This window comes from Rhodococcus sp. 15-2388-1-1a (assembly GCF_002259145.1).
GTDB lineage: Bacteria > Actinomycetota > Actinomycetes > Mycobacteriales > Mycobacteriaceae > Rhodococcoides.
Window position 1 is genome coordinate 22,049 of record NZ_NPFP01000039.1, and the last position, 13,007, is coordinate 35,055.

Genomic DNA, 13,007 nt, shown 5'->3' on the forward strand with positions numbered 1-13,007 from the left:
CTGGCAACGTATCGCGTGTCGGGACCAGGCACGATCCGCCTGCTCGTACCCGAAGGAATTCATGATTCGCGTCGCATCGGTTCCGTCCTCGCACGCCTATGTCCGGCACCTGCAGCCCGTCGTCGGCGACGCCGCGCAGTCCGGCGACACGTCGGTGGTCGTGCTGCCCGATCCGGCCCCCGCCCGAGTCGACGTACCCGGCCAGTGGTGGCCCCCACGACTGCTCGATGCTCAGTGGCTCGCCGAGCAGACCGACGTGCACTTCGATGTTCTGCACGTGCATTTCGGGTTCGAGTCCTTCGCGCCGGACGAGCTCACCCGTACGGTCGACCATCTGCGCGCCCACCGTCAGCCATTGGTTCTGACCGTCCACGACCTGCACAATCCCCATTTCGCCGACAACGCCGATCACCTGCGACAGTTGGACGTACTGGTTCGCGCCGCCGCCGCCGTCATCACCCTCACCGCGGGAGCCGCTGCCTGGATTCGCGAGCGGTGGGGCGTCGAGGCAACGGTGGTCGACCATCCGCACGTCGTGCCGCTCGAGCGGATGGCTCTACCGCGCGCGGCGTCGGACTCGTTCGTCATCGGTGTACACGCCAAGAACCTGCGGTCCAACATGGATCCGTTGGCTGTGATGGATGCGGTGGTCGAGGCCGCTCGATCTCTGCCCGACGCCACCGTCCGGTTGGACATCGACGAGGCCGTGTTCGAGTCCTCCAGCCATTGGTACAGCCCGACGGTCGGCGCAAAGTTGCTCGACTACACGAGTTTTCCCGATGTCGACGTGCGAGTGCACCGACGTTTCGACGACGATGCGCTGTGGGACTATCTGTCCTCGATCGACGTCTCGGTGCTGCCGTACCGATTCGGCACGCACTCGGGCTGGCTCGAGGCCTGCCGCGATCTCGGTACCTCCGTTGTCGCGTCCGACTGCGGCTTCTATGCAGATCAGGCCCATGTGCACAGTTTCCGAATGGGAATCGATTCGTTCGATCCCGACACCCTCGTTGCTGCCGTGCGGGCATCGCACGCCGATCGAACGCCGGCAGTCGATTCCGACGTTCGCGCGGAGCAACGACAACGAATCGCCGCAACTCATGCAGCGATCTATTCAGCAGTGACAAAGGAGATGCGTTGAACGAGAGCCCACTTCGCATCGCGGTGCTGGCGTCGTCGAGTTTTCCGGTGGCCCAGCCATTCGCAGGCGGTCTGGAGGCACACGTCTACAACCTGGTGCGCGCGCTCGCCGAGCGTGGACATCAGGTGAGTCTGTTCGCTGCAGACGGATCGAGCGTCGACCTCGACGCGACGCTGTTGCCGGTCCGAACGCTGGATCTGACGCCGATCTCCGTCGCCGACGTTTCGATCACTCCCACCGCGATCCGCGAGCATCACGCGTACCTGGCGGTCATGTTGGAACTCGCCGGGACGCTGTCTCGGTCCTTCGACATCGTGCACAACCACAGCCTGCACTACCTACCGCTGGCGATGTCGGCGACGCTGTCGGTACCGATGGTGACGACACTGCACACACCTCCGTTCGCGTGGCTGGAGTCCGCAGTTGCGTTGGCCCCTCCCCGTGCCAACACATTTGCCGCGGTCAGCGAGTTCGCTGCCTCGCAGTGGGCCGATGTCACCGACGGAACCGTCGTCATTCGCAACGGAATCTCGTTGGCGGACTGGCCGTTCGGCACCGGCGGTGACTACGTGGTGTGGTCGGGTCGGGTGGTCCCGGAGAAGGGGCTGCACCTGGCCATTGCGGCTGCGAAGGAAGCGGGCCGCTCGCTGCGTATCGCCGGCCCGCTGAGCAATCTCGAGTACTTCCACGAGTGCGTCGAGCCGATGCTCGACGAGAACATCCAGTACGTCGGGCACCTCGATCAGCCCGCCCTGGCGGCATTGGTGGCGGGTGCCGAGGTCGCACTGGTCTCGCCGGTCTGGTCCGAACCGTACGGCCTGGTGGTGGCCGAAGCACTGGCCTGTGGCACTCCGGTCGCCGCGTTCGCCAGAGGCGGCATACCGGAGATCGTCGATGGCTTGTCGGGAGTTCTGGTGGCGGCCGACGACGTTCACGGCCTCGCCGCAGCGATCCCCGCGGCGGCAGCGCTGAAGAGGTCCGACGTCCGGGCGCGGGCGGAGAAGGTGTGCTCGATGGATCGGATGGTGGACGAGTACGAGGCGCTCTACCACTCGACACTGGCCGCATCCGCCGACTCCGTCGACGAACGACTCGCGATCGCATGATCGGCTACTACGCGCATCATCACGGGGTCGGTCACATCACCCGATCCGACGCCATCGCACGCTCAATGTCGGAACCGGTGACCGTGCTGTCCTCGAGAACTCGACCTCCGGGGCATGCGGCGGCCGAATGGCTCTCGTTACCACTCGATGTGGACGACTCCACGGACGCTGTGGCACAAGATAGTTCGGCAGGCGGAGTGCTGCACTGGGCTCCTCACGGAGTGGACGGTCTGACCGAGCGGATGGCGATCATCGCGGAATGGGTGGCGCGCGAGCGGCCGCGGGCAGTGGTGGTCGACGTATCGGTGGAGGTCGCGATGTTCTTGCGGCTCATGGGCGTTCGCGTGATCGTGATGGCAATTCCGGGAGAGCGGGACGATCCGATTCACAATCTCGCCTACCGGGCGGCGACCCACATCGTCGCGCCGTGGTCCCGCGAGGTCTACGACCCGGCCTGGCTGCGCCCCTTCGCCGAGAAGACCACCTATGCAGGCTCGATCAGCCGGTTCGCCGAACGTGAGCGAGTCGGCGCCCACGCCGATCCGACGGTGGTGGTTCTCGGCGCCGCCGGTGGCACGGCGCTGACCCGAGACCTGGTGGACTCGTGGTCGGCAGTGGACGCCCGCTTCGAGTTCCGCGCACTCGGCGTCGCAGGCGGCGACTGGGTGGACGACGTGTGGCCGGTGTTGTGTTCGGCAGCACTCGTCGTCACGCACGCCGGCCAGAACGCTGTTGCCGACGTCGCCGCCTCGGGCGCGCCCGCCATCGTGGTGCCGCAGGCTCGACCCTTCGGCGAGCAGTCGGCCACCGCCGCGGCACTGGCGCGCGGACCGTTCGCCGAAGTTCTCGACTCGTGGCCCTCCGTCGCGCGGTGGCACGCCACGGCGAATCGCGCCCGCGAGATCGGTGGTCGAGGGTGGTCCGCGTTGCGTACCGAGGGAGCGCCCGCCCGTGCCGCCAGGGCGATCGAGTTGGCCGCACCTCGAACGGTGCGACAGTGAAGACCGTCGTCGTCACCGTGGTGTCCGGTCGACACGAGCACTTGGCCGCTCAGGTGCGCGGTCTGGGCACATCGACGGAAGAGCAGGTGGAGCACGTCGTCGTCTCGATGGGGGACCACGCGATCGTCGACGTGCTCGCTCGATCGGGTTCGGCGGCGACGTGTATCGACATGCCCGCGCAGAGTCCGCTCCCGCTGGCTCGCGCCCGCAATCGGGGCGCGGCCGCAGCCCTCGAACGGGGCGGAGAACTCTTGGTGTTCCTGGACGTCGACTGCATTCCTGGCCCCGACATGATCGAGCGATACCGCCGGGCGGCAACGCTGCCAGGCAACGAACGATCCCTGCTCTGCGGTCCGGTGACCTACCTGAAAGAGAAGGACATCGGTGTCGAGGGCGAGGCTCTGACGTCGCTGACCGCGCCGCATCCGGCGCGGCCGAACCCGCCGGTCGACGCCGTCGAGCACGGAGACAACTTCGATCTGTTCTGGTCGCTGTCCTTCGCGGTCGGGGCAGCGACCTGGACCGAACTCGGCGGCTTCTGCGAGGACTACACCGGCTACGGCGGTGAGGACACCGATTTCGCGGCCAGCGCGGAGGCGTCGGGCATGGGGTTGCGGTGGGTCGGCGGGGCGCACGCCTACCACCAGTTCCATCCGGTCTCCGATCCTCCGGTGGAACATCTCGACGACATCGTCGCCAATGCGCGCACGTTCTTCGATCGATGGGGTCGGTGGCCGATGATCGGCTGGCTCGACGCCTTCGCCGCTCGCGGCCTCGTCGAGTTCGACGGCTCCGGGATTCGCCGCACGGCCGACCGATTCGTTTAGGCTGGGTCGAAATTCGGCCGAATGGAGTCTCGACGTGCCTACGCCTTCTCGTCCGTTGCGTTCGCTCGGATTTCTCACGATCGGGCTGTTCGACGAGGCCGATCCGGCACGCGGCCACGAATCGACGCTGAACATCATCGAACTCGGTGAGCAGTTGGGCTTCGACAGCGCGTGGCTTCGGCATCGTCACCTGCAGTTCGGAATTTCCTCACCCATCGCAGTCATGGCTGCGGCATCGCAGCGTACCGACCGGATAGCGCTCGGTACGGCGGTGACACCGCTGGGTTGGGAGAACCCCCTGCGGCTCGCCGAAGATCTGGCGACCGTCGACGTGTTGTCCGGTGGGCGGATCAATCCCGGAGTCAGTGTGGGACAACCGATGCAGTTCGAGCGGGTCAAACATTCGCTTTATCCCGACACCGCCGATAGCGAGGATTTCGGGTACGAACGGGTATCGAGGCTGCTCGGGTTCGTTGCCGGAGAGCCGGCGTCGGCGTGGTCGGGGACGGAGGGCATCGAGTCGTATTCCGCTCGCGTGCAGCCGTATTCACCCGGTCTGCGCAGTCGAATGTGGTACGGGGGAGCGAGCCTGCGGTCGGCGCAGTGGGCCGGTGAGAACGAGATGAATCTTCTGGTCAGCAGTGTGGTGCGCGCAGAGGAGTCGACCGATTTCGACGACATCCAGCTCTCGCACATTCGGCGCTTTCGGGAGTTCCACCCGGCCGGGGGCGATGCGAGGGTCTCGCAGGGTTTGGTGGTGATTCCGACCGACAGTGCGAGTCCTTCGCAAACGGCCAAGTACGAGGAGTACGCGCGTGGGCGATTCGCGCGCACGCTCGAGCCGCAGGGTCCGGCTCGGATGTTGTTCGCGCCCGACCTCGTCGGGACTTCGGACAGGATCGCCGAGAAGTTGTACGCCGACAGGTCGTTTCGTGAGGTGGACGAGGTGGCGTTCGCATTGCCGTTCAGCTTCGACCACGAGGACTACGTACAGATCCTGACCGACATGGCACACACGCTCGGGCCCCTGCTCGGATGGGTGCCCGCGCAGCAGTGAGGGCGACCGGCGTCGATGGCCGATCGCCCTCACCGAGGTGAACTAGCCGCCGGTGATCGGTGAGTTGAATGCACACGGGATCGACTTCGTGGGGAAGCCCTTCGGATCCAGTGCATTCTTCACGATGCCGATCGCGCGAGGCGAGACCGAGATCGACAGGTGGTCGGACAGGTCGATTCCGCAGCCGTCCTGCAGGGTGATGTTGTTGACCGTGGCGCCGGGGCCTGCGGTGAGGAACGTCGTCTTGTACGGGGTGACGACCTCGTCGTACTTGGTGCCGATCACGGTGTACTTGATGCCGGGGTCGGTGTCACCGCCCACTGCCAATCCCTTGACCAAGTCCGAGTCGATGACCTGATCCGAGGCTGCGGGTCCGGCGATGGCCCCGACGACGCCGAGCACGTTGAGGCCGATGTTGTTGATCGTGCGGCCCAGGGTGCCGATGCCGACGAGGGTCGTTCCGTGGTTCGAGCCGGCGACGCTGACGACGGTGTTCACCTTGTTCTTCGTCGGGTCGGCCGGGTTGGCACCGCCCTCGAAACGCAGGTACTGACGGGTGACGAGTCCACCCTGCGAATGGCCGACGATGTCGACCTGTGCGGAACCGGTGGCAGTACGTACTGCATCGACGTAGGTGGCGATTTCCTTGGCGCTCGACGCCACGGACGCGGTGCCGCGCAGCGACGGTAGGTTGCCGACGACGCTGGCGTCGCCGTCTCCGTAGTTCAGCGCGAAGATGCAGTAGCCCTCCTTCTTCAGGGCAGGCGACATACGAGCGAAGTTGTTGTACGCGTTCTCCCACGTGCCGTGCAGTAGCACGACCGGGCGCGGGTGGGCTGCGGACGGCTTGCAGTTCCAGTCGTTCGCACCCTGAGGCGCGACGTCGGGGTTGACGAGGCTGTAGAGGAATCCGGCCAGGAAGTTCTTCTGTTCCGGTCCGTAGCCCTTGGTCTCGGTCCGGGGGTCGTAGGTGATCGTCGCGGGAGCGGCGGATTCGATGTTCGGCTGGGCGATGCCCTGGTCGGCTGCCTTGGGCGATGCCTCGGTCGGACCGGGCGGAACAACTGTGTCGCCCTGCACGGTGGCGGGCGGAGCGGGCGTGGTGGCGGGCTGTGCCTGTGCTGCAACACCGGCACCGAGGGTGAGTGAGCACGCCATTGCCGCGATCATTGCAGCGCGCACCGTCGTTGCCTTCCGCGTCGTGCGGAAGGTGGTCCGAGAAGTGGTCATGGAGCCTGACTTTCGACGAGGTTGTTGGACAAGGCGGAACAGTAAACGCGGATTTCGGTCGATTGCGCTCTCCTGCCCGGCGTTTGGAATCCGCCCGCAACCGATGTCTCATATGTGAGAGAACGTCACAAGTGAGCTGATGTCCCGATTCAAGATGGACTGCCGGATATAATCGTCGAAACAATCCGCAGGTTTGATTTTTGTTCTACTGTTCGTGTGTCCGCATCCCGCTCGGCGTCGGTCGATACGGATGCAGTCACGCGAGGTCGGGGCCGAGCGATCGTCGAACGATGCCGGTGGGGCGGGGAAACAAACCTGAAGCAGGTTTCGAGTTCGAGGGGTGGGGTCTTCGGTGACGGCAGCAGGGAGCGTGCAGGTGTCGCAGGAGGAGTTCGTCAGTGGGCGACGGGCGTCCGATCGTCTGCGGACGCCGCGAGAGACGGCCGCACGCATGCTGGATCAGCACTTCGGCGAACCCGAGGACACACCACCGCCGCGCGAGTGCGCCCGCGGTGAGCTCGACGACATGACGACGACCTGCTGCGAGCTGGCGATCGGAGTCCTCGAGTCCGGTCGGCTGCCGATACCCGGTGCGATGGACGTCTTTCGCGACGCAGCAACCCGGTGGGCGCGTGACGGCGTACCGCTCGGCCGTATTCAACATGCGATCAACGAGGGCTGCGCACTGGCTGTGCGACAGGCACCGCGCGCGGTCGACGAGGGTGCCGACGATCGGCTCGTCGACGGAACCGTCCTGATCATGGAGCTGTTGGATGTCGTCACCGCAGCCGTGGCCGACGCCTACCTGGCCGAATTCAGGACGCTGACTCAGAACGGTCCCCGTCACGACGTGGAACTGCTCGACGCGTTGCTCACCGGTGACGGCACGGCCCGCAAGATCGCCGACCGGATGGGTACGCTGCTCGCCGAGGACTATCACGTTGTCGCCCTGCACTTTCCGACCCACGTCGACGAAGGTGGCCGACGGATCGACGCCGCGATGATGGCGGCTCGAAAGCTACGAAGAATCCACACTGCGCTGGCCACGTTCGACGCGACCTGCGCGCCCATCGCGTCCATCGGTCCCACCGGCGGTACCGTCCTGCTGCCCGACGTCCCCGGTGTCGACATCGGCGAACTGGTCGATCGTCTGGCCGAAGCGGGCCAGGTGCCGGTGACCGCGACGACCGGGTCGGCCGCGATCGACGACATCGCCACGACCTCGCCCCACCTGTACGAACTGCTGAGTCTCGTGCGTCGGCTCCGGTACGCACCCGGGACGTACCGGATTTCGGATCTCGTGTTCGAGTACCAGGTGAGCAGGCCGGGCCTGGGTCGCAGACATCTTGTGACACTGATAGATCCGCTACGCGATTCGGTCGACCTGTTGCCGACTCTGCAAGCGTTCGTCGACTCGGATTCCAACCGAAAGAAGACGGCCACCTGGCTGACGGTGCATCCGAACACCGTCGACTACCGCTTGAAGAGGGTGGAGCAGCTCACCGGACTCGATCCGATGAAGCCGTCCGGTCTGCGAAGGCTGCACGCTGCTCTGATCGCAGACCGCCTCGAAGCCCGCCGCCCGGTGGACGAGCGATCACTGTGACCGCGCCGGACGGCGCGGTGCTCGCAGCGTCGGCGGCGCTCGATCAGGTGGAGTCCGTGGCGGCTCTGTTTCAGCCCGTCGTAGAACTGGCCACCGGGGCAGTCGTCGGATACGAGGCTCTGGCCAGGTGGCCGTCTCCGAGTCTGGCCGTACCCGAGGACGTGTTCGCGCTGGCGCGAGAGCGCGGGATGGTGGGTCGCGTCGATGTCGCGTGCCGCGCCGCTGCACTCCGCGCGGCACGCGAGCGCGCGTACTCGCGTCGGGTGCGCTTCTTTCTCAACATCGAGCCGGGCTGTTTCGTCGACGAACGCGACGTCGATATCCACCTCGATGCGATCGGCGACGACCTCGACGTCGTCCTCGAGATCACCGAGCGAGACCTCGACCGAAACGTCCCGTTGTTGATGACCCTGGTTCGAGGAGCCCGCGCTCGCGGCATGTCGGTGGCCATGGACGATGTCGGTGCCACACCTGCAACGTTGGAACTGTTGGACTCGGTCGCGCCGGACATCGTCAAACTGGACGCGTCGATCGTCCGGTCCCCGTATCGCTCGCGTGCCGCGGTGCGGCAGGTGCGGGCCTATGTTCGGTCGAGTGATGCCGTTCTGCTGGCCGAAGGAATCGAAACCCCTAGGCATCTACGTCGAGCCGTGTCGCTGGGAGCAACCCTCGGTCAGGGCTGGCTGTTCGGCCGTCCGATGCCGCTGCCGAATCCGCCGATCTGACGAGTGGCCAAGGGACGAGGAAACCCCGCACCTTCACGGCCTCGGCCTTGGTGCGGGGTTTCGGTACGACCGATCGAGACGATCAGTTCGTGAACTTGTCCTTGATGTTGCCTGCGGCGTCCGAGACGTCGTCGCCGACCTGCTTGGTCTTGCCCGACGCCTGATCCTTTGCGCCTTCGGCAGCAAGGTCGTCGTTGTCGGTCTTGTGGCCGATCTTTTCCTTGGCTTCGCCCACGAGCTCTTCTGCCTTGTGCTTTGCCTTGTCGATGAAATCAGCCATGGTGAACTCCTCGAAATCGATTGTTCTATCCGTTCACGAGGAGCTATACCCGTGACAGCCCGCAGTAATCATCGAAGCGCGCGCGGGTAGTGCCGGGGTGATCGGGGTAGTCCTCGCCAATGGATACAGAGATCGGTGCACAGCCGTCACACGAAACCCCATCGGCCGAACATCGGCGCCCGAGCGGCGTGGACGATGCGACCGTGGCCGCAGTGGGAAAGATGTCCGAGGCGCTCGAGTGCGTGGAGCGGGCCCGGGGACATCTCTACTCGTTCCACCAACTGATGGGACATTCCGACCTGCTGCTGGGAGAGGCCGTCGAGGCACTTGCCGATGCAGATCACGACGCGATCGCGCAGCGAATCGACGACGACATGATCGGTCGAAACATCGCACCGGGGCGTTGGACGTTCCAGCTCGTCGAAGAATTCGACGACGGGTACTGGAGTCCGTTGCGCGAACACGAGAGGGCCGTCCGGGACGAGTTGCTCGACGGACGTCGCCACGTCTTCGAGGCCGAGATGAAGGAAAAGCGTCGAACCCACGGCCGCAGCGGGCACGAAGCGAGGCCGGCCGACTGACCGCCGGTTCACGACAAAGCACCGACCCCGCCGGTTGACGGCGAGGTCGGTGCTGGAGTGTGAGTGTCTAGCCTGCTTGCTTCGCCGCGTCGACCTCGCTGGTCGCGTTGGCGGTGGACAGCTGACCACCGGAGTTCTCCAGGTGTGCCCGCACGAACCAGTGGAAGAGTTCGAGCTGCGCGCTCTGGCCGATGAGCATGTCCTCGGTCACCGGGTCGATCTCGCCGACCTCTTCGATGTTCTTGCGGGTGGTCTCGATGACACCGGTGTAGACCAGGTCGAGAGCTCCGAGGTGCTCGATCGCCGTCGCGCGACCGATCGAGTAGTCGTCCCAGGTGCGCTCGGAGACGATGGTGCCCGGTGTGCCCTTGGCGGAGGAGCCGAGCGTCGCGATGCGCTCGGCGACATCGTCTGCGAAGCCACGAACAGCCTCGACCTGCGGGTCGAGCATCTCGTGTACCGAGATGAAGTTGGGTCCGACGACATTCCAGTGAATGTGCTTGAGCGTCAGATGGAGGTCGTTGTACGCGTTCAGTCGATCTTGCAAGATCTCGGCGACGCGCGCGCCCTTTTCCGAGGTGAGTCCGGGAACGGTGTACGAGTTCTTTTCAGCCATGATCAGTGATTGCCCCAACGCCCCGGAACACAAACATGCCCCGCCGAACAGATCGGCGGGGCATGTCTCGTGCGGTGCTTCTACTTGTCGAGTCTCGGTGAATCCGTACCGGAGGTTCCCGTCGGCGACGTGCCGGCGGTGGATGTTCCATCCGTCGGATCGACGATCGGACTGTTGGCGGCGACCTCGTCGATCTTGCCTGCTTCGTCGTCTTCCTTCGGCGGGTTCTTCAGGCTCAGGATGATCGAGCCTGCCAGGACCACGATGATGACCACCAGGCTGACCAGCGAGGGGATCTCGGGGATCGAGGTGCTGATCACCTTGTGTCCGGCCTGCAGGATCAGCTTGACGCCGATGAAGGCGAGGATGATCGCCAGTCCCTTGGACAGGTAGTGGAACTTCTCGAGCAACCCTGCGAGCAGGAAGTACAGGGCGCGAAGGCCGAGGATGGCGAACGCGTTCGAGGAGTAGACGATGAACGGGTCGTCGGTCACCGCGAGAACGGCAGGAACGCTGTCCACTGCGAAGACCAGGTCGGCGGCTTCGATCGCCACCACGACGGCGAGAAGTGGCGTGGCCACCCGCTTGCCGGCTTCCTTGACGAAGAACTTGGTGCCCTCGTATTCGTCGCGGACAGGAATGATCTTGCGAAGCAGGCGAACTGCGATCGAGGTGCTCGGGTCGTACGAGTCGTCCTCGTCCTTCATCAGCTTGTAAGCGCTGTAGAGGAGGATGGCTGCGAAGACGAACAGAACGGCAGCGAACTTGCTGACGATGGCCACACCGGCGGCCAGGAAGATCGCACGGAAGACCAGGGCACCGATCACACCGAAGAACAGCACGCGGTGCTGGTACTCACGCGGAACCTTGAAGTAACCGAAGATCAGCGCGAAGACGAAGAGGTTGTCGACGGACAGACTCTTCTCCAGCAACCAAGCCGTCGTGTATTCGACTCCGGCCGTGGTTCCCAACGTGAAGAACACCACGATGCCGAAGATGATGGCCACGCCGACCCACAGGGCGCTCCACCACGCGGCCTCCTTGAAGCCGATGATGTGGGCACCGCGGTGCGCCAACAGGTCGATGGCCAACAAGATCAGGACGACGGCACCGAATGCCGCCCATGCCCACCACGGGACGACGTTCATGAACGGCCACCTCTACTAGTGAATTTGCTGCCGAGCTGCTTCAACTTCGCCTGATTCTCGGGCTTGGTCGCATACCGACGTGCTTGATCGATCATCTTCTTGCCCTGCGGGCTGCGAGCGAACGATGTCAGCTTCTGTGTCAACGACATCTGTCACATGCTCCTTTACGTTTCTCGTACGTCCGAATTCGATGGTGTTACTGGCCGCGAGTGGACCCGGTGCGGCTCGACAAGTCGTTCCGCGGGCTCCACTCGTGCGGCTTCGACCTCGACTACTCCAGTGTGACTGTTCACTTTCCTGCAGGCATGGTCGTTTTGCGGACATCTTCTGTCGCATTTGGTTGCCGGATACCGGCAATGTAAGCATCTTTGCTAGGTCAAGATGACAGACGGGTGGACGGCCAGTCGAGCAACATTGCGCCGAGCACCGCTGTGTGCAGCGCAAATGCCTCGACGGGGTTGCCCACATCCTGCCCGGTCAAATCCTTTATTCGCGACAATCTGTAGGTGACCGCGCGCACGGACAGATGCATGCGGCGCGCAGTCGACGCAGAGTTCGCGCCTGTGTCGAAGTACACCTGCAATGTCTCGAGGAGGGGACCTGCTCCACCGCGGGCGACCAGGAGTGGGGTCAGCAACGTGTCCACCAGGTCGGCGATAGCCGCGCGATCACTGATCAGCACCCGATAGACGAGCAGATCGCGGGCGTCGACAACGGGTGCGTCGAGCCCGAGTGCCGAGGCCAGTTCGAGTGCGTCGAGCGCTTCTCGGTAGGACGCCGCAACACCGACAGCTCCACCTCGAGCGCGGCCGACCCCGATCTGTGTCCGGCCGTACTCGCCCGCCCGGCGGAGATCGACCGATTCGTTCGACGCGAGGGCGGGCGTGCCGAGGGCGCGTCCCACCCGGGTCAGTACGTGGTCGACGGCGTCCAGGTCGGGTGCCGGAAACACGAGGATCAAACGGTCCTGCTTGGTCGCGACGAGTAGTTCGGCATCGCCCTTGCTCCCCTGCACGGTGCGCTCGACGAGGCCGATCGCGGAACTGGCGTCGGTGAACGGAGTGGTCGAGGTCACGACGGCCACCGCATGTGGACTCGACAGGTCCAGCCCGAAGGCCTGTGCACGCCCGAGCACCCCGGCCACATCGGAGGTGCCCGAGAGCAGATCGTCGACGAATTCGCGTCGGGCGAGCACCTCGGCGCGCACCAGAGTGCGACGCGCGAGCTGATAGCCCTCGGCCAGTTCGGCCACCGCGTCGTCGACGGCACGCAGCATCACTTCGCCCGCGGTGACGACGCCGGAGGGATCCTCGGCGGCCGCGGCGACGGCGGGCAGCTCGCGCCACAACCGCCACGCGGAGCTCAGATACAGATCGAGCAAGGCTCGCAATGCGACTCCCGCCCGCGCCGCGGCATCGCCCTGCGCACGAAACTCGCGTAGCTGCTTGCGTCTGAGGGGGACGCCCGCATCCACCGCGTCGGTGAGAACGTGCAGAAAGCTGCCCAGTAACGCGACGTCGAGTCCGCCTGCGTCCGACGCGGCGAGCGCGGCGACCGTGTCGAGCGGTACCGCGTCCCGCTGTGTGGCCATGTGGTGTCTTGCTCCTCGTCGACTCCCATCATGGTAAGCCGCCGACACCGATCGGTTACACGGGTGTGGAAGCATCGTTGCGCTCGACTCGACGTTCG

General features: G+C 65.0%; 14 protein-coding genes. 8 read left to right on the plus strand and 6 right to left on the minus strand.

Translation table 11 applies throughout. From position 1 onward, the window contains the following. The first annotated feature begins 61 nt into the window (after positions 1-61). Genes CH302_RS20590 through CH302_RS20610 form a run of 5 tightly spaced genes read left to right on the plus strand, consistent with a single transcriptional unit; the run spans position 62 to position 5,132 of the window. Positions 62-1,141: a glycosyltransferase gene (locus tag CH302_RS20590; protein ID WP_037190668.1), complete on the plus strand. Its 1,080-nt coding sequence runs from the start codon at positions 62-64 to the stop codon at positions 1,139-1,141. After that, positions 1,138-2,247: a glycosyltransferase gene (locus tag CH302_RS20595; protein WP_037190648.1), complete on the plus strand. Its 1,110-nt coding sequence runs from the start codon at positions 1,138-1,140 to the stop codon at positions 2,245-2,247. Before CH302_RS20590 ends, CH302_RS20595 begins: the two co-directional genes overlap by 4 nt. After that, positions 2,244-3,248, plus strand: a complete 1,005-nt coding sequence (locus CH302_RS20600) for a glycosyltransferase (RefSeq protein WP_037190650.1) — start codon at positions 2,244-2,246, stop codon at positions 3,246-3,248. The genes CH302_RS20595 and CH302_RS20600 overlap by 4 nt, the downstream gene beginning before the upstream one ends. Then, positions 3,245-4,075, plus strand: a complete 831-nt coding sequence (locus CH302_RS20605; RefSeq protein WP_037190651.1) for a galactosyltransferase-related protein — start codon at positions 3,245-3,247, stop codon at positions 4,073-4,075. Before CH302_RS20600 ends, CH302_RS20605 begins: the two co-directional genes overlap by 4 nt. A 34-nt stretch (positions 4,076-4,109) precedes the next feature. Next, the gene (locus CH302_RS20610; protein ID WP_037190652.1) at positions 4,110-5,132 is read left to right on the plus strand and encodes an LLM class flavin-dependent oxidoreductase; all 1,023 of its coding nucleotides are present in this window, start codon (positions 4,110-4,112) and stop codon (positions 5,130-5,132) included. Between the two features lie 42 nt (positions 5,133-5,174). On the opposite strand, the gene CH302_RS20615 is transcribed toward CH302_RS20610, so the two are convergent. After that, positions 5,175-6,362 carry an esterase/lipase family protein gene (locus CH302_RS20615; RefSeq protein ID WP_037190653.1) on the minus strand — a complete coding sequence of 396 codons (1,188 nt, stop codon included), beginning with the start codon at positions 6,360-6,362 and terminating at the stop codon, positions 5,175-5,177. 352 nt (positions 6,363-6,714) lie between these two features. On the opposite strand from CH302_RS20615, the gene CH302_RS20620 reads away from it, so the two are divergent. Further along, positions 6,715-7,968, plus strand: coding sequence for a PucR family transcriptional regulator (locus CH302_RS20620; RefSeq protein ID WP_037190655.1), 1,254 nt, complete (start codon positions 6,715-6,717; stop codon positions 7,966-7,968). Next, positions 7,965-8,693, plus strand: a complete 729-nt coding sequence (locus CH302_RS20625; protein ID WP_230596268.1) for an EAL domain-containing protein — start codon at positions 7,965-7,967, stop codon at positions 8,691-8,693. The genes CH302_RS20620 and CH302_RS20625 overlap by 4 nt, the downstream gene beginning before the upstream one ends. Before the next feature lie 82 nt (positions 8,694-8,775). On the opposite strand, the gene CH302_RS20630 is transcribed toward CH302_RS20625, so the two are convergent. Beyond that, a complete protein-coding gene (locus tag CH302_RS20630) occupies positions 8,776-8,973 on the minus strand; it encodes a CsbD family protein (RefSeq protein ID WP_027496220.1) in 198 nt (65 codons plus the stop codon). A gap of 119 nt (positions 8,974-9,092) precedes the next feature. On the opposite strand from CH302_RS20630, the gene CH302_RS20635 reads away from it, so the two are divergent. Beyond that, positions 9,093-9,554, plus strand: coding sequence for a hypothetical protein (locus CH302_RS20635; RefSeq protein WP_037190657.1), 462 nt, complete (start codon positions 9,093-9,095; stop codon positions 9,552-9,554). Positions 9,555-9,621: 67 nt separating this feature from the next. On the opposite strand, the gene CH302_RS20640 is transcribed toward CH302_RS20635, so the two are convergent. From CH302_RS20640 to CH302_RS20650, 4 genes are all read right to left on the minus strand, one after another. Further along, positions 9,622-10,170 (minus strand): Dps family protein, encoded by a 549-nt coding sequence (locus CH302_RS20640; protein WP_037190670.1) that lies wholly within the window; start codon positions 10,168-10,170, stop codon positions 9,622-9,624. An 80-nt stretch (positions 10,171-10,250) separates the two neighbouring features. Then, positions 10,251-11,318: a TerC family protein gene (locus tag CH302_RS20645; RefSeq protein ID WP_037190659.1), complete on the minus strand. Its 1,068-nt coding sequence runs from the start codon at positions 11,316-11,318 to the stop codon at positions 10,251-10,253. Further along, positions 11,315-11,467 (minus strand): hypothetical protein, encoded by a 153-nt coding sequence (locus tag CH302_RS30225; protein WP_170945704.1) that lies wholly within the window; start codon positions 11,465-11,467, stop codon positions 11,315-11,317. Before CH302_RS30225 ends, CH302_RS20645 begins: the two co-directional genes overlap by 4 nt. A 227-nt stretch (positions 11,468-11,694) precedes the next feature. Continuing rightward, complete coding sequence (locus CH302_RS20650) at positions 11,695-12,909, minus strand: PucR family transcriptional regulator (protein ID WP_037190661.1); 1,215 nt, start codon at positions 12,907-12,909, stop codon at positions 11,695-11,697. Between the last annotated feature and the right edge of the window lie 98 nt (positions 12,910-13,007).

What these genes read in the sequence shown, in the direction of transcription:
- CH302_RS20615 (WP_037190653.1), bottom strand. Translation starts at nt 6,362, where the DNA reads ATGACCACTTCTCGGACCACCTTCCGCACGACGCGGAAGGCAACGACG.
- CH302_RS20635 (WP_037190657.1), top strand. Translation starts at nt 9,093, where the DNA reads ATGGATACAGAGATCGGTGCACAGCCGTCACACGAAACCCCATCGGCC.
- CH302_RS30225 (WP_170945704.1), bottom strand. Translation starts at nt 11,467, where the DNA reads ATGTCGTTGACACAGAAGCTGACATCGTTCGCTCGCAGCCCGCAGGGC.
- CH302_RS20600 (WP_037190650.1), top strand. Translation starts at nt 2,244, where the DNA reads ATGATCGGCTACTACGCGCATCATCACGGGGTCGGTCACATCACCCGA.
- CH302_RS20645 (WP_037190659.1), bottom strand. Translation starts at nt 11,318, where the DNA reads ATGAACGTCGTCCCGTGGTGGGCATGGGCGGCATTCGGTGCCGTCGTC.
- CH302_RS20590 (WP_037190668.1), top strand. Translation starts at nt 62, where the DNA reads ATGATTCGCGTCGCATCGGTTCCGTCCTCGCACGCCTATGTCCGGCAC.
- CH302_RS20640 (WP_037190670.1), bottom strand. Translation starts at nt 10,170, where the DNA reads ATGGCTGAAAAGAACTCGTACACCGTTCCCGGACTCACCTCGGAAAAG.
- CH302_RS20650 (WP_037190661.1), bottom strand. Translation starts at nt 12,909, where the DNA reads ATGGCCACACAGCGGGACGCGGTACCGCTCGACACGGTCGCCGCGCTC.
- CH302_RS20630 (WP_027496220.1), bottom strand. Translation starts at nt 8,973, where the DNA reads ATGGCTGATTTCATCGACAAGGCAAAGCACAAGGCAGAAGAGCTCGTG.